We start from the raw sequence: 17,915 nt of genomic DNA, 5'->3' as shown, positions 1-17,915 counted from the left end.
TATTTCTACCTCCTTTCCTTTTTTAGAAAAACAGTTAATAGAATTGCATTAACCGTTTTCGATATTCACAATCTCTCTTCTTACTATCCGCCTTTATCTCAAGTTCTTCTTGTTTTTCTCTGAGATCAAATGGCATGGAAGGATACGCAAGTTTTTTATGTCCTTTCTTGCTCAAGGCGTTGCTTACAACCGTACTGACGGCGCTATAAATATACAAACCATTCAGCCAGGCTGTCATATTAAGACGATTGTAATAAGCTTCAACGTAAGCGTAGATCAGATTACAATCGTCATACCAAAAAGAATCGATATCCATCCCGACTTCAACCGCAAGCGGAAGTAACGTTTTATTGCAAAATTCCGCAAAAGTTTTTACTTGGCTTCTTTGCTCTTTGTGGACACGAACGTGTGAAACTGAACCTTGCTTTCTTTGTACTCTTGCATCCGCGCCACTTTTGTAAAAACCTCACTTACGATATCTGTCATCGCATTAAACGTTTCCTCATAACCGTACTTTTCTGATGTGACATCGATGATTTCATTCCATTTGTCTTCGTTCATTTCATTGCGATACCGTCTATCATTTTTCAATAAAATGTACCCGATATCAAAAACATCATCATCTTGCAGTTCATCTAAGTGAGGAATAAGTACAGGCATAAATTCGCGCATTCCTTCTTCATCATCGGACTTGAGCTTCGAAACGACCTCGGCAACTTCTGGAATTTTCAAAAATTCCGTATCTTTTTTTTCAATTTCAATTCGCGCTTTATTTGAAAGGCGGAACTCAAATTCAGATCCGCCTGCATCACAAAATTTAACAGTCATTATGCAGCGTCCTCCTCTACAATTACGTGAATTGTTGTAACCCACGATGCACAGCCGTCTTTAGCTGCTTTTAAACTAATGACAGCTGATCCGGCCGCAACACCTGTAACCATCAATTTCTTTCCTGTTACAGTCGCACTTGCACAACCAGATGCATCGCTCTCTGCCGTAACCGTGGCATCGGCAGGATCCGTTTCGATTGTAACCTCATACTTTTCGCTTTTTTTAAGTACCCGCGTTGGTTCAATCGGTGACGAAAACTTTGCGGTTTGCTGCAACAGATCAAAGCAATCGTCGATAAAACCAAGATCCTCCGAAGGGATGATCTTCATCGTTCCTTTAAGAGGATCGCCCGACGTTGCATCGCTCTGAGCGATAGACACCGTTCCGTTATAACGATAACCGGTATAATCAGGATTAACTACAAGAAACTCGGTCGTCTTTCCGGTGAGTTCTTGTAAACGCCGAATGGAATCACGATGTACAAAGAATTCTGATTCTTTTTCGTCAAGCGATGCTTTGCCTTCGATCTTTCCGATGAATGGTACAGTTGTTACGTCAATATCAATGGATCCGGCAGCTGCAGAGGCAACCGGAACGGTTTCCAAAGGTAAGACGATGGAGAATTTCCCAGTCGCGTTCTTAGAATACAAAGCGCAGCCAATGCCACTTTTTGCGCGATTCTCGGGGAATTGTTCGTAAAACTTCATGTTAACTTCCTCCTTCAATAAAGACGACCTCGATAGTCGTCTTGTTTTGCGTTAAATCTCATTGTGATTCGATAGAGGTCTTTATCAATGTTTGGCGTGGGCCGACAGCTTATTCTATGCAATCCCGCTGCAATCATAAATTTATCGGTCTCATCAGCCAACGACCAAGCGACCATGACATTTTCAATACTAACCCCATCCAATTCAATGTCAGGTGCGTAGATGTTTACTTCGTAATCAGATTTTGAATAAGTCACGCTTCGATCTGTCGAAATTGTATCCAGCGAATTGTCGATCATTTCCAAAGTGATTAAAGGATAATTAGAACCATTTGCTTTCTTCAGAACAACCGGCTGATATTGTGTCGATTCCATTAATCGTTTGTACGCAATAAAAATGTCTTCATGCACTTGTGTATTCATATCCCCAAAGCATCCATCCTTTCCTTCATTACATTGAAATAAATTTGTTTATAGATAGCAAGATAATCGTTGACCGCATTGTAAAGAAACCTGTGAGCAGGCATACCCGCTGTGAAATGTAGCTTTCCGGCTTTATCCAGATAGTACCACCCTTCTTCTCCGTGTCCGTTCGTGTCATATTGCCATCCATCTGATCCTGCGTTGGGATGGGGATCGCTGGCACCGACAATACCAGTTCCGTATTCAACAAAGGCAGAATAACCGCAATGGGAAATTAGAGTTGCCAGCGTCTTTCCCTCATAAATCACTTTGTCCGGTCCAAATTCATTGAGAAGAGTTCCAGTTACTTGATAAATACCATTTCCTGTTGTTTCCTCAATGTTTTTTTGAATCCGTTCGCAAATGAATTCCATAGAGCGGCGAAGAAATATATCATTGATATTACCAAGTTCCTTCTTCAAAGCGATTAACTTTTCTTTCGTTTTTGCCGTTGAATTGGGAGAAAGATTAAACTCGATCTTTGCCAGCTGCATTTTTTTGGTTTACAGCATTTTCTTTAAGCAACTCCCAATCACCGGTCCCCAAAAAGTCTTTGACGAACTTTTCGTCTACACTTTTAACTACATTGTTCTTTTTATTCCGGATTTTAACTTTACGCATTTTGTCACCTTCTTTTCTAAATAAATTACGGATTTAAAATTGCCCGGACGAACTCCAACAACTTTGTAATCCGCCCCTGCTGGCGGAGTATCATAAACCCATACGTCATCACCTTCAGAAATATTTTTCGTCATCCGATAATCGATCACAGTTTTCAACATATTGAAGACCCGGTCACCGTACTCTTTGATCTCCAATTCCCCGGAAACTGAAGAAAGACTTAATCGATATTCTGTCGGATAACCGTATTTCTTTCTTTCAATACCCGTTGAAGTATCACGCCCAATGATGTGTGAAACTAAAATTCGATTGTTCCGAATAATCGTCATTTAGGCACACCAACTTTAGGAGTAAGCTCGCGAATCAGACCGCTGGATAGCTGTGTTCGGTCAAAGCTGACCGTGTAGTTATTTTCCGAGTACGCAAGCACAGATGACATACCGCTACGCTCAATAAACTCAATGGCCGCACGATAAACCCAATTTTTATACTTTGGTATTAGATTTGAAATGTCATCTTTTTTCAATTCTGAAAGGACAAAAAGAGCGGCTTCTACCGCATCTTCAATATCCAGCAATTCAATATAAGGATATTTTTCTGACAATCTCGCGATCAGTTCATTTTCCACGCCTTACTCCTTTCTTTTTCTTCGCTTTTTTTCAACAGGATCTGAAAGTTGTTCATCCTCGGACTGTTGTTCATCCTCGGATTGTTGTTCATCCTTACCATCCATATTTTGCGCTTGAATAATATAAGGGTTGACACCAACGCTGGAAACAGTTTTGTTTGATTTCTTGACAACTTTTTTATTGACTTCGTCCCAATCGTCAATTTTTTTGATGCCCAGCCGCATACGCATTTCATCTTCTGTATAGACGCACCCAATCGTCGTTTTAACCGGTATAGGGTTATCTTTCAGAATGAAAACTTTAAATGCGTCAATTTGAATCGGATATGCCCTTTCGCCGTCATAGCAAAAGGGCATTCCATTGATAAGAATAAACATATTAACCGTTAGTGTACAGGAAGGCCAGCGGGACGTTTTTGTGATTGAAAACCAGTTTCCAGTTATTCGGATTCTTTAACTCCTCATCTGTCGGGGATTCTTCTTTGATATTATCCGAAATAATAGACAATCCGTTAGGATGTAATACTCTGCCCTGTTTTGTATACAACATTTCGACACCACCCGCAGTTTCTGGGTCATATTCGGCATAATATGGCTTATCCAGATCTCGCGAACAAGTTAAGAAAGTTCCTTCACCCGCCATGATTGTTTTGTATTTTGGATAACCGGCAATCGATGTATCTACTGTCCCACGATCGTCAACGACAATAATCTTGCCGTTGTAAGTAGGAAGATCAACAGTATCAACAATTGCTCCTGGAATTGTATACTTGCTAAAGTTAATCAACTTCAGAATGGATAGACGTGTATAAACGGCCGAATGCATGATAACCAAACGGAAACGATCCGCCATATCACCAAGAGCCTTCTGACCTAATTCAATTAACGTTGTTTCACCGATTTTATCAGATTCTTCGATCGTCCCTTCTGTTTTTGCGAGATTAGTTTTGTGCGTCTCAAGCCCTGCAACTCCCTCGACGCCTTCCATGATCGCCATCAGAACATGCTGCCAAGTCTGCTGATAGTAATCGCCAACCTTACGACCGATATCGCCAATTGGGTCAGCGCCAGTTAGCTCACGAGTGAAATCTTTAGCTTTCCACGACTTCATTCTCAGGACGGACATAAAGGTTTGTTTTTTCCCGGATGTTTCAATTGGCGTGTTATCTGTCATGCCGTCGTAGTTCAACGCCGCGTTTCCTTCTTCTTCGTAATCCATCGGGACATATAAAGGCATAGTTCCGACGTTGCCGCTGGTTCCGATCAAAGATCGAATTGTATTATCTTCCCGAATAATTCCGGAAGCGATAATTGCTGTTTTTAAATAAGACGGTTCCGATACATAACCGGAAAACACTTCCGGATCGAATGGAAAGCCGCCAAAAGTACCTGTTCTTGGCATAGATTATTTTCCTCCTGTAAATTTCTTGTATACATCTGGATGTTTTTCCTTTAGCTCCAAACGCTGTTGATAATTCATTTTTGCAAAATCTTTCGCTGTGATTTTGTCTACCTCAAGTCCACCCTCTCCGGCCGGTGTAGGCGGTCTTTTAACACTTTCCAATTTCAGTGCCGCGATCTCATCGTCTTTCGCCTTTAACCGAGCCGCAATGACGGCGCCAAACCCTGATACAATTCCTTCAACGTCCACATCAGCAACCGAATCCCTCAAGCTCTCGATTTCATCAACTGAGAATCCGTTTTTAAGCAGCGCATTCTCCAATTTCAAAGCACGGGTTGCTTTCTCTGCTTCTTCTCGTTCGTCTCTTTGGCGAGCGGTTTCATCAAGGTTCGCTCTATACTTCTTTTTGATTTCAGCGAGTTCTTTTGCCACTTTATCAAATGCGGCCTTTGATACCGTTGGCTCTGCCGGCGGTTCTGGATCACCCTCTGATTCAGGATCAGTTTTCGTCTCCGGTTTTGGATCAGTATCTGTTGTTTCGGCAAATTGCTGGATGTTGAGTTTGATTTTCGTTCCTCTGCGGATCATTTCCTGTAAAGACATAATTCCTCCTGCGTTTTTTAGACTTCTCTGTCTTTTGCTTTTGCGTTTTAATGACTTCTCTGTCATTTGCGTTTTATCGTCTTCTCTGACGTATAAAAAACCGGACTCCTTATTCGTCCGGTTCCTTAACTTTTTTGTTTTCTACGTTATTTTCTTGTTCTTGATTTTTAGCAAGTTCAACAGCTTCCTGCTTTGACTTATCTATTTGAGCTTCCCATTGCTGGCAAACTTCGTGAATTCCTGATACAAGGCCAATCGCGTTTAGCGCAGCTTCTTTCGGGAAGTTCATCGCGATCAAATTGGACAACGACTGTGTTTTTACGAGCAAGTTATCGCTGTTTGTTCGGTTGAACGAAATCTTAATATCTTCTGGGTAAATTTCATTGATCGGGCAGGCCGGATCCATTTTACAAATAGCAAGCATAACGTCGAGATCCTGATTGATACCTTTGATGATTGACTTTTCGTCTTGCTTTGCAACGATGTCCGCTCGGGTCCATCCTCCGCCAAGCAATCGCGCCTGGCCTGTATCACCACCGGAAGTAAATGTCCCGGAAGCGCGCGGGACGCCTGCGATGTCATAGGCAACCGTAATAAGAGCCTCATATTTCGCGAGGACGTCTGCTTGATTAAGGGCGTTAACCAAATATTTAACGTCCGCAGGGCGTGACGGATCGTTTGAATTCACTTCCAAAGCACCCGCTTCTAATAAATCTTTTAATCGCTTAATATCCACTTCTTGGTTATAAAACACCAAGAGCGAATTAACAAAATCTACGATATTATCAACACTGTTTGAAGATATTAGATTAATACCATTGAGAATAGTTTCCACAACTTCGATGATCCCCAATTGGGATTTATTCAGATCATATTCGACGATCGGGCACACTCCAATAGTATTTTTTCCTTCACTTTTTAATTGAGCGATCCCCATAGGCGTGTAATCATATTCCAAAATTAGATCGTCCGTATAAATAGTAAGCGTATACTTTCGATCGTTAATATCGGAAGACGGTTGCTTTGATACCACACCGCCAAACAATTTGTCATGACCAATTGCCGTAGAGTAGACCACAAAAGATTCCTCGAATTCCAAGTTTTCAGTGCGAAATGGGACCTTAACTTTCTTTCTGTTATACTTCTTTTCATGTTCTTTTAGCGGCAGTGTGATTCTTCGGGCTGTGCCGGCAGTGTAAAGGCATTCTGCCAGATCAATGTTTTTAGAATCGTAGTCACAAGCTCGGAGAATCTTTGAAAACTCAGACAATTCTTGGGGACAGTCACTTTCCGATTCCATCGACAGTTTTACGCCATCGCCATACTGATATCCCTTTTTAAATTCAACCATTGAAAAGGCGTGGTTTTCAACAATGATTGTATTTCCTTTGTTTGCCTCATCATATAAACGTCGCTTCTTGAGAATCTCCTGGTCGCCTCTGTAAATTCCGTGAAGATGCCGATATTCAGTCACATTTTCCTGATGACACGCCATGATATGATTGATATATCGTCCTATATTTTCTGGTGTTAGATTGTTCTTTTCCAATGGGATAACAATCCTTTTTCGGCCGAAGTGAAACCTTGAGCCTAAAGCGTCAATCTTGCTCTGAATTTCTTCCTGCGTAGGATCTGTTATTTCCTCCGGTGGAATATCTTGAGATGGATCCTGAGGACTTGGGGATGGATTTATTTCTTCTGTCATAATTCAGTCCTTTCTAAATACCGAGCTTCCGTCGATTTATTGACTTTGGCTTAGACATTTTCAATAAGTTATCGATAAATTGCTGAATAAACAACACAATAGAATCGATCGCATCATCGAATTTATTCGGATAATCAAAGCTATATGACGTTATTGAAGCCATAGCTTTTCCCATATCTGTGCTTTCTGGGTATAACCCCTTTTTTGGATAGACGATCGAATTTCTGACGGATCCCTGATGATTGCTGATTCGGATCTCTTTGTTTTCCGTAGAGTATTTCTCAATGATCGTACATTTGTAATATCGGCGTCTTCGCAAGCGTTCTTCCAGCACTTCTTTTAAGCTTGTATCCGTGTTGTTTTCGATAACAATCTGTAAAACATTATTGCTGATGATTTTCTCAACGATATCGTCATATAGTTCTTTCATTGACTTTTTCTTGTAAAGAAAATCAACAAGGTAATATCGATCATCACCTTTATATCTGTTAAAAATCGGCATAGAAACATAGTTTTTTCCGCGGCGTGCCGGGTCCAGTGAAGCATACACAGTTTCCAGTTCAAGCTTCGGCAATCGCTCATATTGTTGAAGAGCTGACCATGTGAACCCCAACCCTTCCGGAGCAATTGGATTCTGCTGATAAACAGCAGCCCATAGATAATCGCTCATTTCCCTTTGCTTTTTCATCAATTTTTTTGTTGAAAAGCGTAAAGGACAGGTTGATTCGCCGTTTTCATTCAAAGCAGGAATACTGATAAATGCCATTTCGTCAGATGCAATCGTAAACTTCCGGTTATCATCTTCCACCATCTGGCAATCATCAGAATTGACTTCACGATCATAAACCACATTCAACAGGTCTGTGTGAGCCCACATGGTTCCCAAAAGACATATCTTCTGCGAATCGTCATCGGCACGAGATGTCCAATCCGAATCAAAACGATTTACCAGTTGTGCATGAAGTGTAGTGTTGCTGGATTCAATTTCGCCTTTCAGAAGATCATCGATGATAAGATATTTTGCACGCTTACCCGTTGACTGTCCATCGCGTGTGACCGCAAAAAATTGATTTTCATCTTCGCAGTCACACATGACGAAAGAGTAGTTATCATCATTTTTAAATCGAGGTTTGCCAGTGTACCGAGGAAAAATTTCTTCGAACGCTTTTGATTGAATAATAGCTTTCGTCTGCCGGGTTGTCGTTTTAACGAGGTCATCCGAGTACGTAATTCTCAAGATTGTTGCGTTGGGATCATTACCAATAATATTGGCAACCAAAAGATTGCCGAAATACGATTTTCCAAGCCCTGGCATACATGAAGCGCGAAGCATCAAGAATTGTTCTTCGTTGACAAACTTCGATCCATAAAAAAACACTGGCTCCATTGTTTCCAGTGTCTTATCCCAGATTTTTTTTGTTTTCTGCGCTTCCACGTATAAGGCCATATTTGCCATGATTCTTCGTGCTGACATTGCGAACAAATGCCTGTATAGATCAAATAATTTATTCGCAATCAGGACATCCCGGCATCTATCGATCGCTTCTTGAACTTTTTTCAGAACGTTATCGTTGATTTCGTAGCAAATATTAACTTGCCCCTGTACATCAGATTCTTCATATAGCTGATACAACGCCATGTAGAGGTTGGTTGTCACTTTATACATCATCGGAGAATCCCGAACTTTCACTTGCTTAAACAATTTCATATATGCCTGAGCTGCTTCTTTATAGTTCACGGTGACTAACCACCCCCTTTCTAAATTAAATAATCAGAATGTTACTAAGCAATCCTCCACTATCACGCCATCGTCCAAAATTTCAGGTATGGACCGATCTTGTTCTTTAATCGTAATCGTCGCAATAAAAATTCTTGTTCGCCCGATAAAGATGCTCTGGATCGAAACGATCTGGTCTACCGTGACATATTCGCCAATCGTAAGATCCGCATTCGTATAAATGTTCAGATACAGAAATCCCGTTCGCCTTGAAGATTTCTTTGTTGTAGAAGCTGCGTACAGATTAATGTCCAATGCTTGACACATAACTCTCCGGCCGTGCTTGTCTTCCACAATTGCTATTGGTACAGACTTCGTGGGGTCGTCCCGATACGTTTTCCACGGATATAATTTAATTTTTGTTCCTGATTTAATCATTTCTTGTCCCTCGTTCTATTGATTTCTGTATTTCCTTTAATGTCTTGCCCAGTTCATGGATTTCTTTAATCAGCTGGGAAATTTGTTTTTCTAATGCCGTCATTGAATGACTCCTTTCAAAATATTGGTGTGTAGTGAAATGGGGTAACTAGACCCCCGGGCGTCGATCAGACAATAGGGAAGGGGTACGTCATAGGAAAAAGCCTTTAAATAAGGCTTATTTGACTATCTGAAGTGTGCAATAAACGAACGTTTAATGAACATGATCGTTGATCGACCCATGAAACACCATGAGGAAATGGCGCATCCTATGTCATACCTTACGCATATTTAAGTTGAAACTTTTAAAATAACGAGGCGTGATTAACTGTCGTTACATCCCTCATCATATCCACTCTCATAACGCCTCACAGCATCACATGAGCTCATGTCAGCGTAATCATGCACGAATACATAACGCCTATATAAACGATGCCTACAAGCACGTAGGAACTCATGAAAAAGCGTCTATCATAATAATAAATATAAAACCTTTATTATTTATATTTCTTTAATATACAATACATAATTTTATATACTAAATAGAATATAAGTTTAAAGTATTATTATATATATACATATCTAGCAGCACGAACAGCAAGAAGGCCTCACAAGCTCCCAGAAGCAGCCCAGACGCGATAAAAGCGCTTTATATAAGCTCGATCCCTGATCAGAAAGGAAACGCGCCTTATATTGGCTCAGACAGCGTTATAGGCCGATTATATCTTAGATGCCCAGCGCATCAAGCAATAAGGGAAAATGTCAAACGCCGCATAGCCCATTTAGAAGCCATTACAGCGACAAACGAATTAAGCAAGTAAACTATAGTTGCAACGAGCAAACGTCGCTAGAACGGCCATTTATGCAAGTCAGAGAGGCTAGATATGTAAATCAGTTAATAATCATAAACATATCTAATAAATATAAAGCATAATCAACAATCGGCGAGAACGTAAAAAAAGACAGCTTGTTATAAGCTGCCTTTATTTATTGAGCCCAACCAGCGCCGCCAGAAACCAGAAGCAGAACCAGATCGGGAAGAAGATGACCATCAGAACACCCTTTATAAGCTTTCCCATGGCTTCACCTCCTCTCTTACTGTACCATAACAGCGCAGAAAGTCAAAGAAGCTGTAAGAATGTGCTGCCCCAGCTGACGGGATCACCTTAACAACACCTAAGGCCGACGACCGGCCGTCGTGGAGGATAAAGCGCCGGACCGCCTCTTTATCTCTGTAGGACCTGATAAAAACTCCGTCCTCAGTGTAAACATTAAACCTGATCATCTTCCCTCTCCTTTCATTAAACCTTCGGCGATCTTCGCCACATCTTCGGCCATTTTTCTAATTTCGGGATCGTCCAGGCCGATCTTCCAAGCTCCATAAGAACTTAGATCTTCCGACATCTCCCAGAGCGCGGCGCCTGCCGACGTTTTGTCGTCACGCCAGAATAAACCGTCCTTTTTTATCAACTTAAAAATTGATGGGCTGTGATAGCGTTTATGCTCCGAGTCGGAAACAAATAAATCAGTCCACATATTGCAATCAGATACATCAATCATAATAACAGCGTGACCATCCCAACCGTTATAATCCGATATCGCTTGATAGATGCCCGGAAAGGCTTGCTCGATGCGCTTTTTCTTATTCATATTTACCCCCATCCCTAAAAAGTGGCGCTATTATATTGCGCTTGTGAGATTACGCCATCACGGCATAAACCATCAATAAAGCAAGACCATTCAAGCTGTACTTTGCAATAATCGTTTTTTCTGGCGGCTTTATATGCCGCCATCGTTCCATAAAATTCTAAAACAAATAATCGTTTTATCTCTGCCTGTTTCACTTTATAAGCTCCCTTTTTCAATAAGCTTATATATAATTTTTTCGTCTTCTTCCGGAATGGGAAAATATTTCCATTCGCTTCCGTATGTGTAGCCACACACCGGGCAAGCTTTAGCAAGAATCCCGTCCGGGTGTTCGCTCTCATGTAACCAGCCTAAAGACTTTGTTTCTGTGTGCCCTTCGTCGCCGGCGTAAAGCGGTTTCTTCGGCTCGTAATATTTCGCCAATTCCGCGGGCAGCATTTCCGTCCATGTAGTCAACGAATATTCGAGGTTAGCGAAAAATTTTTGATCAATTGTCGGATTGAATGTTTCCCCAAGCTTCAACGCAACAAGGGCGGCTTTTTCGGCGGCTCTTTGTTCTTTCATGGCTTCTTGCGTCATTCTCCAATGATATAAAGTAACCTTCTTTCCCGCCAGCTTATGCCATCCCGCGGCGTGTTGATGCTCACATTCTGGGTGCATATCGTTAAGATGATACGCTTTCCAGAGTCTGAAGATTTCGGAGAAAACCGGATTTTGGATATATGGGGCGATGCTGTCAAGGCATTGACCACCGGCAACAACGTCGGAATGCCGAGCATTCCAAACCAATGCAGAGACGGAAAAACGCTTTTTGTCTCCGTTCTGCTTATATTCCATTTCCACGGTTACCCGGTTAAGCGCCTTTCCTCGTCCTTCGTAATCGATGCAACCAAAATCAAACTTTCTTTTCATCGCTTTGATGATCGCAAAATCCGTGTGATGGGTTTCCGCATCGGATTTCGTGAAAATATCCGTGCCGTCGTCGTTGGTGAAGTAAAGGCCGAATCCCGCCGATCTGGCCGATTCTTCCGAAGGGAAGGTTACCGCCTCGAAGGTGCCGCGCGGTGTTCTGATTGTTGTTCTTGTTGTCATGATTTTTTCTCCTTTCCGCGGGGGTTGTCCCCGTGCTATAATTGGGTCGGCTGGTTTTCCTTGTCATGATTTCCAGCCGTCGCCGTAAGCGCTGGAACGCTTGCGGCTTTTTTGATGCTGTTGTATAATTGGTGTACACGGGGTAACCCGTTGTGGTGCGCTTAACCCGGGCAGGGGTTAAGCTTTTTTAATTTTGCTTAACCTTAGACGGAGCGACAACCATATAATCAAAATCACCTTAACCATACGTCCCGCCTTTCTAGCGATCTTCCGCACGGTCTTTGACTGGGGCGGTTTTTTGTTGGGCCGCCCCGTGTACATCTAAAGGATATCTCTATCCGTCGATATTGTCAACGACTTTTTGAACATTTTCGCCTATCCTTTCATTAGATAAAAAGCCTTAAAATAAGCATTTTATCGCGTTTTTCAACGGAATTCAAATGATTTTCGCAAAGGAAAATAACCGATACTTATTGAACATTTTTACACATATAAAAGGGGATGTGTCATAGGCAAACTGTTGCAGGCTTTTGGGATGTGTCATATAAAAACTGTTTCTAAGTTTTCAAAAAAAAGCGTGACCTCAAGAGATCACGTTGCTATAATATAAGAATTTTATTATCAATTTATACGATCAATCACATATGGAAGAAACATGAATACTACTATAGCACATAAAACTACAGGCATTAGATCATAGCCTTCATAGCACACCACAAGCGAAATAATAAACATTAAAAATAATAAAGCTATTGAACAATAAAAAATTTTATCCATGACAGGGTGTTTTGCCGAATCCTTAACAATTACCATAACGAATCTTAAAAACAAATATGTAGCTGCAACCATAGCCATACCAAGCATTGATCCTAATACCATGACTTTACCTAAATCAACACCATCACCGATCTCTTTGAATAAAGTTGACATGGTACTTATACCGCCGAACATTACAAATGAAATTGCAGTAAAAATGGCAACAATTGATATCAGTTGATTAAGTATATCTTTTTTCACTTCTCCAACTTCTGCTTCAGCTTTTTTAGCAACACCTTCAAATCGTTCTTCTGTTGCTTTTATAGCTGCTTTGATTAATGGATCCGATCTTTTTTTAAAAGCTTCATCCGACATTTCAAAACTGGTTTTCTGGCTCATCGCTAAGTTGATATGATCAGTAAGTTTAATAATCACTTTTATGATATTAGCCCGCTTTTCTTCATCAAAATTACAGAATATATATTCGCTTTGCAGGACTTTATCAAGATTTGTTAGTAACGTACCCATTTCCACAGTTTTCTTTGCATACACCCTATTAGTAACAACAGAATATAAAATTCTATCATGATTTTCTATATACGACTTCAATCTGGAAACAAAACTAGATGGATCAAATTCATCGCTACTCACATCTAAAATTGCCAACACATCATTCATTGCCTCTTCTTTTTCGGAATATTTTGTAATTCTAATATCGTCCAAATCATTTCCGTCAAGTAAATTTTGCAAAACTCTATTTAATTTTTCTACATCGATATCCATAATTAATTACCCGATCCATATTGATTCTGAAAATATTTTTTAATGCTTTCATTAGTTATTTTTATACTTTTTTGATCAGGCTCATACACGTCAGCCCAAGGCGCTTGTGCGTGAGTCATACTAACCAATTTAGTAGACGAATAATTTTTAAACATTTTTACTACTAACTCAACCAATAACTTAGTATTAGAATCTAATACCGATTCGTCGAATGTCTTAACTATGTCATGAGGATCAGTAAAGTCATAATATGTCTCAACCTTAGGTATGCTATTAGAACCAAACACCTTAAATTCATGATAGACCTCAGGCATAACCGGGCCGAAGCTCCAAGCCTCAAATTCGCTTGTAAAACACGCTTCACCGAACGCCGCAAAAGATACCCCTTGCACAAAGTAAAGTAGTTTTTGCAGTTTTAGATTAGAAACCGGTATGTTGCTATCATTACAATAATTAATTATATATCTAGCAACATCTTTGACTTCCGCTTTGCTTTTATCCATATATATCACTCCATATATAGTATATCATCTTAACGCTGAGTTGCGTGTTAAGATGATTACAATCACTCAATTTTCACCGCTAATAGAGGAAGCCTTTCAGCTTCCCTTGGTTTCTTTTCTCCGGTCTTTCTTAATTTCTAATCCAGCCTCTTTGATCGCGCTGTAAACCGTTCCTCTTGCAACGTCCATTTGCTTTGATATATCAACAATAGACATCCCGGATAAATAAAGCTTGCAAATTTTCTTTCTGCGCTTTTCATCTACCGGCCGGCCAAGCGTTTTTCCAGCCGATTTCTTCGCCGCCAACGCTTCTTTGGTTCGCTGCGAGATTTTTTCTCTTTCCCTCTCAGCGAGATAACACATCAGCTCAAATATTACTGATCGCATAAACCGCATATCGAGAGTAGCGCCATCTTTGTACATGGAATTCATCATGGGCATATCGATGATAATAACGTTAATATCATGTTTGTCCATCCATGCCCATTCTTCCTTGATCCCGTCCCAATCACGCCCGAGACGATCGATCTCTTTGATTACAACATAATCGCCAGGTTGCAGGATTTCTTTCATTTTCTGATAAGCGTCACGGAAGAATGTTTTACCCGTGACTGTATCACTAAACACCTTATCATAAATAACTCCGTTATCGCTGGACCATTGCTTTAACGCCTCATCCTGTCTGTCAAATCCTTGCTTTCCTGTCGATACTCGCTCATATCCATAATATGCCATAATGACACCCACCTTCCATATCTAAATGATATCATAAATGTTCATTAAGTCAATGCATTTATTGAACATTTATATTTTTTAGAATGGGATGTGTCATATCAAAACTGTTTCATGATTTTTTACTACATGAAGCCTGCGGCAAAAGGTTTTTAAGCTCTCTCTCCAATTGATCAGCCGGTTTGAATCGTGCTTTGAATCGGTTGTCCTCGTTGGCTTCTTTTTGTGTCACAAGGCTATGTCCATTGTTGCCAGAAACTTGTGTCCGGAACTTTGTTAAGTTGGCTTTGGTCACACCACCTTGACCGGCAGACAGTTGCGAATCAATCAGATAATCCTCAACCATCTGCATCACCGCCCGGATATCATCAGCGTCACTATTGAGATTTTGGTTATAAACTTCTGCTGTCCATCCCATGAACTGGCAGAAATTTTCTTTGGTTGGAACGAAATTGATCTTTTTATTAAGCATGTACATGATCTCTTGATACTTCTTCAAACAAAAATCAATCTCTGCCGGATCAGTGAAGGACCGATCAGCCATCTCGGACAGGTTGTTATCTTTATTAAAAATGTAAGCTACGATCGGATAAATATTAACACCATCTCCACTTGCGATTCGCAGTTTCATATTTTCGTTATCGAGAATATCATTGTCCAGATCTTGGATTATCTGATCGCTTTTCTTCTTGATCCATTCCAGCAGATTCATTAAACAAATCTTCTCCTATTCATAGTCATCCACCCCTTTGAATTCTTCGCCGCCGAGTTTGTCGGCCGGCTCACGACGGGATCCAGAAACAAATCGAATGCTATCAGCCACCAGCATAATCCCTCGTTTGCGATCCAAGTCAACATGCCCCTGGACCTCGCAAAAATCGCCTTTAACTGCATACTCAAACGCATTATCAGCCACTTTACCATAACAGTTAAACTGGATCAGAACGTGCGTGTTACGATTTTCATCTCCTAAATACCTTTTTGGCACCGCGAGTTTAAGGAAAGCATAACTGTCTCCTTTAGCTGTCTTGTTATAGATGAGATCCGTTCCGATCTTACCGCTACAAATGACGGTGTTGATCATAATTCTTAATACCCTTGATCCTGGCGCTGATGATTGATACCGTTTTTGACTAAATATTGCTCATAGATTTCATCTTGCGTGAATCCGAGCGCGTCTGCCAGCAGCTTTGCACTTCCAACCGCTTTGTCGATATAGCCTTCACTTACGTTCCAGATTAGCGACGCAAGAACTTTGCTAAGCAGCACTGTTTTATCCTCTTTCTCAGCTCGAGTTTGGTATTCCTGAGCGTCATTCAAACACTCCAAGTATCTTGGCACATTCATCTTATATTCATTGCACAGGCTTAAAAGAAAGTGGTATACGTCAACGTATTCTTTCAGAGCTTTTTCTCGATCATCGACAGCAGTTGACTTCCAATGTTTGAACTTCGTCGGAAGTTCGTTCATCATTTCGCCAATCTCGACAATCAGCGCAATCTTAATATTCTCATAAGGGTATTTCTTAATCCCTTGTTTATTCAAAATTTCTTTGTCCAATTCACGTTGCATATGCAACATCGTGCGGATCTGGTTACGTAATGTATTCTTATTTTCTTCCATGATTTTTCTCTCTTTCTTTTTATTTATAGAACTAATTCCGAATGGCTTTAAATTTAACCCCAGCAGTCAGGGAGATAACTGCCAGGGAAAAATAAAAGCGCCCCGAAATCAGGAACGCTTGTATCGCACCCGATTCGCTTAGAATTCTCGGGAGCTTATTTTTTTGAGGTTTAACAGATTCTGCTCAATCCGCTTATTCCCCGCTCGGCGTTGTCACCATCTAAGCAGAGACGTGACACCAACCGCCCGCGCTGTTACGAGCTTACGCCGCATTTTAGTCGGCACCGGTAATATACCCTGTTGCATCTTACGCGCACATAGTAACACGTTTTTTAGTGGGACGTGTCCCAAGTTTCTAAAATCAGCTGGTTTATTCTATAACCAACGTTAGATTTACTGCGTGGAAGCAGATATCCGATCTCACGATATGATTTTTCTTCCACATAAACTTGTTTAATCAATTCGCGGTCCTCGGGATCCAGACCAGCCATAAAATCATCCAATCCAAGATAGCTGCGTTCCTGTGCCACTTCTTCAATTAGATATTCTAGGCTGGTATATTCTATGATCAGTTGTTGTTCCGCCGGGTGTTTGGGATCCGGACTGCCTACACGGCAGCTTCGGGCTGCAGCTTTGGGAAAATCGCAATGCCAATGCAGTTCGTTCTGAATTTCAAAAAATCGTCTTTGAAGTTTTTCAATTTCTCTGGTGTAGCTTCCATACAACCAAAGTTTCTTTTTGAACCTTTGCTTATATTCCGATTCTGTGATCCCTACCATTTCCTTATACCTCCCTGTGTGTTAAAATAAATTTGTCGATTACACACGGGAGCCAGAAATGGCTCTTTTTGTCAGCTTTATTTAAAGTATCAAAATTTCAATTTATCTTTAATAGTTGTCTGTTGGTTGCATCATAAACGCCAACAATTTATCCGGATCATGGCATAATCTGTATAACTCGCACCCTTGACAATCGCAAGTCAAACTACAGCCAAGACTACAAGCAAATTGTTGGCAAAGCGCAGCTGCGTACTTATCCAAGTTGCGACGGCTGCCATTGCCAATACCTGCAAAGACAAGATTGTGATCATCGATGTATTCATTCGCAAAAATTTTGCGTGGATTGTTTTTATAAAACTCCTGCATACACGCCACATTATCGTTGATAGCGTCAAACTCAATGCCTTGTGCCAGACACCAATCAACAGCCTCCTGTAACCGATCGCCCTCTCGCATCGTGTTGAGAATGATCTGATCACCGTTAGCCTTGCATTGCTTGGCGTACTCAACGACTGGGTATATCGGCCGGATAATCTCCGGCCACTTGGTCACCGCCAGAGTGCCGTCAAAGTCAAATGATACTATCTTGCTCATCGTTTATCTCCTCTCTACGGCTCGCAGCTTGCGCCTGAGCCTCGCCAGATGATCTGCTTTTGCGTGGCCAGGATGGCCGCCTGGAGCTCAGCGGCAGTCATGACCACGCCCATATCGCTACACTATAGATAACGACGGATGTAATTATTAGCCACATCTGAAATGATCCTCTTTCGATTTTATCAGGAGTTCCAATTTCGTAAATTGCCCAGGCAATGTACGCTATCGTAATGCCTGCTATAAACAGGCATCTT

Annotated in this window: 24 protein-coding genes; all 24 read right to left on the bottom strand. The window is 41.0% G+C overall.

All coding sequences use genetic code 11. The annotated features are described in order from the left end of the window. Positions 1-34: 34 nt before the first annotated feature. The 24 genes from BQ7364_RS06905 to BQ7364_RS06795 all read right to left on the bottom strand — a co-directional run bounded on the left by BQ7364_RS06905 (position 35) and on the right by BQ7364_RS06795 (position 17,661). Positions 35-238 carry a hypothetical protein gene (locus BQ7364_RS06905; RefSeq protein ID WP_139248587.1) on the bottom strand — a complete coding sequence of 68 codons (204 nt, stop codon included), beginning with the start codon at positions 236-238 and terminating at the stop codon, positions 35-37. A 134-nt stretch (positions 239-372) separates the two neighbouring features. After that, positions 373-828: a hypothetical protein gene (locus BQ7364_RS06900; RefSeq protein ID WP_072684047.1), complete on the bottom strand. Its 456-nt coding sequence runs from the start codon at positions 826-828 to the stop codon at positions 373-375. Then, positions 828-1,538, bottom strand: coding sequence for a hypothetical protein (locus BQ7364_RS06895; RefSeq protein ID WP_072684046.1), 711 nt, complete (start codon positions 1,536-1,538; stop codon positions 828-830). Before BQ7364_RS06895 ends, BQ7364_RS06900 begins: the two co-directional genes overlap by 1 nt. A 14-nt stretch (positions 1,539-1,552) precedes the next feature. Beyond that, a complete protein-coding gene (locus BQ7364_RS06890; RefSeq protein WP_072684045.1) occupies positions 1,553-1,960 on the bottom strand; it encodes a hypothetical protein in 408 nt (135 codons plus the stop codon). After that, complete coding sequence (locus tag BQ7364_RS06885; protein WP_072684044.1) at positions 1,957-2,493, bottom strand: hypothetical protein; 537 nt, start codon at positions 2,491-2,493, stop codon at positions 1,957-1,959. The genes BQ7364_RS06890 and BQ7364_RS06885 overlap by 4 nt, the downstream gene beginning before the upstream one ends. An 87-nt stretch (positions 2,494-2,580) precedes the next feature. Then, positions 2,581-2,949, bottom strand: coding sequence for a hypothetical protein (locus BQ7364_RS17745; protein ID WP_139248586.1), 369 nt, complete (start codon positions 2,947-2,949; stop codon positions 2,581-2,583). Further along, positions 2,946-3,248 carry an HU family DNA-binding protein gene (locus tag BQ7364_RS06880; RefSeq protein ID WP_072684043.1) on the bottom strand — a complete coding sequence of 101 codons (303 nt, stop codon included), beginning with the start codon at positions 3,246-3,248 and terminating at the stop codon, positions 2,946-2,948. Before BQ7364_RS06880 ends, BQ7364_RS17745 begins: the two co-directional genes overlap by 4 nt. Before the next feature lie 3 nt (positions 3,249-3,251). Beyond that, entirely contained in the window at positions 3,252-3,626 is a 375-nt protein-coding gene (locus BQ7364_RS06875) for a hypothetical protein (RefSeq protein WP_072684042.1), read from the bottom strand. 1 nt (position 3,627) lies between these two features. Beyond that, entirely contained in the window at positions 3,628-4,650 is a 1,023-nt protein-coding gene (locus tag BQ7364_RS06870; protein WP_072684041.1) for a hypothetical protein, read from the bottom strand. Positions 4,651-4,653: 3 nt separating this feature from the next. Further along, positions 4,654-5,253: a hypothetical protein gene (locus tag BQ7364_RS06865; protein WP_072684040.1), complete on the bottom strand. Its 600-nt coding sequence runs from the start codon at positions 5,251-5,253 to the stop codon at positions 4,654-4,656. A gap of 109 nt (positions 5,254-5,362) precedes the next feature. Beyond that, positions 5,363-6,958 (bottom strand): phage portal protein, encoded by a 1,596-nt coding sequence (locus BQ7364_RS06860; protein ID WP_072684039.1) that lies wholly within the window; start codon positions 6,956-6,958, stop codon positions 5,363-5,365. A 13-nt stretch (positions 6,959-6,971) separates the two neighbouring features. After that, complete coding sequence (locus tag BQ7364_RS06855) at positions 6,972-8,696, bottom strand: hypothetical protein (RefSeq protein WP_072684038.1); 1,725 nt, start codon at positions 8,694-8,696, stop codon at positions 6,972-6,974. A gap of 33 nt (positions 8,697-8,729) precedes the next feature. Continuing rightward, positions 8,730-9,113 carry a hypothetical protein gene (locus BQ7364_RS06850; protein WP_072684037.1) on the bottom strand — a complete coding sequence of 128 codons (384 nt, stop codon included), beginning with the start codon at positions 9,111-9,113 and terminating at the stop codon, positions 8,730-8,732. Between the two features lie 1,320 nt (positions 9,114-10,433). Next, positions 10,434-10,802, bottom strand: coding sequence for a hypothetical protein (locus BQ7364_RS06840; RefSeq protein ID WP_072684035.1), 369 nt, complete (start codon positions 10,800-10,802; stop codon positions 10,434-10,436). Between the two features lie 14 nt (positions 10,803-10,816). Further along, a complete protein-coding gene (locus BQ7364_RS17740) occupies positions 10,817-10,996 on the bottom strand; it encodes a hypothetical protein (RefSeq protein ID WP_139248585.1) in 180 nt (59 codons plus the stop codon). 1 nt (position 10,997) lies between these two features. After that, positions 10,998-11,891: a hypothetical protein gene (locus BQ7364_RS06835; protein ID WP_072684034.1), complete on the bottom strand. Its 894-nt coding sequence runs from the start codon at positions 11,889-11,891 to the stop codon at positions 10,998-11,000. A 621-nt stretch (positions 11,892-12,512) separates the two neighbouring features. After that, a complete protein-coding gene (locus BQ7364_RS06830) occupies positions 12,513-13,430 on the bottom strand; it encodes a hypothetical protein (RefSeq protein ID WP_072684033.1) in 918 nt (305 codons plus the stop codon). A gap of 2 nt (positions 13,431-13,432) precedes the next feature. Continuing rightward, on the bottom strand, positions 13,433-13,933 hold the full coding sequence (locus BQ7364_RS06825) for a Panacea domain-containing protein (RefSeq protein ID WP_072684032.1): 501 nt from the start codon (positions 13,931-13,933) through the stop codon (positions 13,433-13,435). A gap of 96 nt (positions 13,934-14,029) precedes the next feature. Further along, positions 14,030-14,668: a recombinase family protein gene (locus BQ7364_RS06820; RefSeq protein WP_072684031.1), complete on the bottom strand. Its 639-nt coding sequence runs from the start codon at positions 14,666-14,668 to the stop codon at positions 14,030-14,032. Between the two features lie 109 nt (positions 14,669-14,777). Beyond that, positions 14,778-15,377 (bottom strand): hypothetical protein, encoded by a 600-nt coding sequence (locus BQ7364_RS06815; RefSeq protein ID WP_072684030.1) that lies wholly within the window; start codon positions 15,375-15,377, stop codon positions 14,778-14,780. A gap of 15 nt (positions 15,378-15,392) precedes the next feature. Then, the gene (locus BQ7364_RS06810; RefSeq protein ID WP_072684029.1) at positions 15,393-15,749 is read right to left on the bottom strand and encodes a single-stranded DNA-binding protein; all 357 of its coding nucleotides are present in this window, start codon (positions 15,747-15,749) and stop codon (positions 15,393-15,395) included. Between the two features lie 5 nt (positions 15,750-15,754). After that, a complete protein-coding gene (locus BQ7364_RS06805) occupies positions 15,755-16,288 on the bottom strand; it encodes a dUTP diphosphatase (protein ID WP_072684028.1) in 534 nt (177 codons plus the stop codon). 332 nt (positions 16,289-16,620) lie between these two features. Then, on the bottom strand, positions 16,621-17,067 hold the full coding sequence (locus BQ7364_RS06800; protein ID WP_072684027.1) for an RNA polymerase sigma factor: 447 nt from the start codon (positions 17,065-17,067) through the stop codon (positions 16,621-16,623). A gap of 108 nt (positions 17,068-17,175) precedes the next feature. Next, positions 17,176-17,661 carry an HAD family hydrolase gene (locus BQ7364_RS06795; RefSeq protein WP_072684026.1) on the bottom strand — a complete coding sequence of 162 codons (486 nt, stop codon included), beginning with the start codon at positions 17,659-17,661 and terminating at the stop codon, positions 17,176-17,178. Between the last annotated feature and the right edge of the window lie 254 nt (positions 17,662-17,915).

It is taken from the genome of Holdemania sp. Marseille-P2844 (genome assembly GCF_900120005.1).
Lineage (GTDB): Bacteria > Bacillota_I > Bacilli_A > Erysipelotrichales > Erysipelotrichaceae > Holdemania.
Note: the sequence above shows the minus strand (reverse complement) of the source record. Positions and strands in the feature narration are given on the sequence as shown.

What these genes read in the sequence shown, in the direction of transcription:
- BQ7364_RS06905 (WP_139248587.1), bottom strand. Translation starts at nt 238, where the DNA reads ATGACAGCCTGGCTGAATGGTTTGTATATTTATAGCGCCGTCAGTACG.
- BQ7364_RS06900 (WP_072684047.1), bottom strand. Translation starts at nt 828, where the DNA reads ATGACTGTTAAATTTTGTGATGCAGGCGGATCTGAATTTGAGTTCCGC.
- BQ7364_RS06895 (WP_072684046.1), bottom strand. Translation starts at nt 1,538, where the DNA reads ATGAAGTTTTACGAACAATTCCCCGAGAATCGCGCAAAAAGTGGCATT.
- BQ7364_RS06890 (WP_072684045.1), bottom strand. Translation starts at nt 1,960, where the DNA reads ATGAATACACAAGTGCATGAAGACATTTTTATTGCGTACAAACGATTA.
- BQ7364_RS06885 (WP_072684044.1), bottom strand. Translation starts at nt 2,493, where the DNA reads ATGCAGCTGGCAAAGATCGAGTTTAATCTTTCTCCCAATTCAACGGCA.
- BQ7364_RS17745 (WP_139248586.1), bottom strand. Translation starts at nt 2,949, where the DNA reads ATGACGATTATTCGGAACAATCGAATTTTAGTTTCACACATCATTGGG.
- BQ7364_RS06875 (WP_072684042.1), bottom strand. Translation starts at nt 3,626, where the DNA reads ATGTTTATTCTTATCAATGGAATGCCCTTTTGCTATGACGGCGAAAGG.
- BQ7364_RS06870 (WP_072684041.1), bottom strand. Translation starts at nt 4,650, where the DNA reads ATGCCAAGAACAGGTACTTTTGGCGGCTTTCCATTCGATCCGGAAGTG.
- BQ7364_RS06865 (WP_072684040.1), bottom strand. Translation starts at nt 5,253, where the DNA reads ATGTCTTTACAGGAAATGATCCGCAGAGGAACGAAAATCAAACTCAAC.
- BQ7364_RS06860 (WP_072684039.1), bottom strand. Translation starts at nt 6,958, where the DNA reads ATGACAGAAGAAATAAATCCATCCCCAAGTCCTCAGGATCCATCTCAA.
- BQ7364_RS06850 (WP_072684037.1), bottom strand. Translation starts at nt 9,113, where the DNA reads ATGATTAAATCAGGAACAAAAATTAAATTATATCCGTGGAAAACGTAT.
- BQ7364_RS06840 (WP_072684035.1), bottom strand. Translation starts at nt 10,802, where the DNA reads ATGAATAAGAAAAAGCGCATCGAGCAAGCCTTTCCGGGCATCTATCAA.
- BQ7364_RS06835 (WP_072684034.1), bottom strand. Translation starts at nt 11,891, where the DNA reads ATGACAACAAGAACAACAATCAGAACACCGCGCGGCACCTTCGAGGCG.
- BQ7364_RS06830 (WP_072684033.1), bottom strand. Translation starts at nt 13,430, where the DNA reads ATGGATATCGATGTAGAAAAATTAAATAGAGTTTTGCAAAATTTACTT.
- BQ7364_RS06825 (WP_072684032.1), bottom strand. Translation starts at nt 13,933, where the DNA reads ATGGATAAAAGCAAAGCGGAAGTCAAAGATGTTGCTAGATATATAATT.
- BQ7364_RS06820 (WP_072684031.1), bottom strand. Translation starts at nt 14,668, where the DNA reads ATGGCATATTATGGATATGAGCGAGTATCGACAGGAAAGCAAGGATTT.
- BQ7364_RS06815 (WP_072684030.1), bottom strand. Translation starts at nt 15,377, where the DNA reads ATGAATCTGCTGGAATGGATCAAGAAGAAAAGCGATCAGATAATCCAA.
- BQ7364_RS06810 (WP_072684029.1), bottom strand. Translation starts at nt 15,749, where the DNA reads ATGATCAACACCGTCATTTGTAGCGGTAAGATCGGAACGGATCTCATC.
- BQ7364_RS06805 (WP_072684028.1), bottom strand. Translation starts at nt 16,288, where the DNA reads ATGGAAGAAAATAAGAATACATTACGTAACCAGATCCGCACGATGTTG.
- BQ7364_RS06800 (WP_072684027.1), bottom strand. Translation starts at nt 17,067, where the DNA reads ATGGTAGGGATCACAGAATCGGAATATAAGCAAAGGTTCAAAAAGAAA.
- BQ7364_RS06795 (WP_072684026.1), bottom strand. Translation starts at nt 17,661, where the DNA reads ATGAGCAAGATAGTATCATTTGACTTTGACGGCACTCTGGCGGTGACC.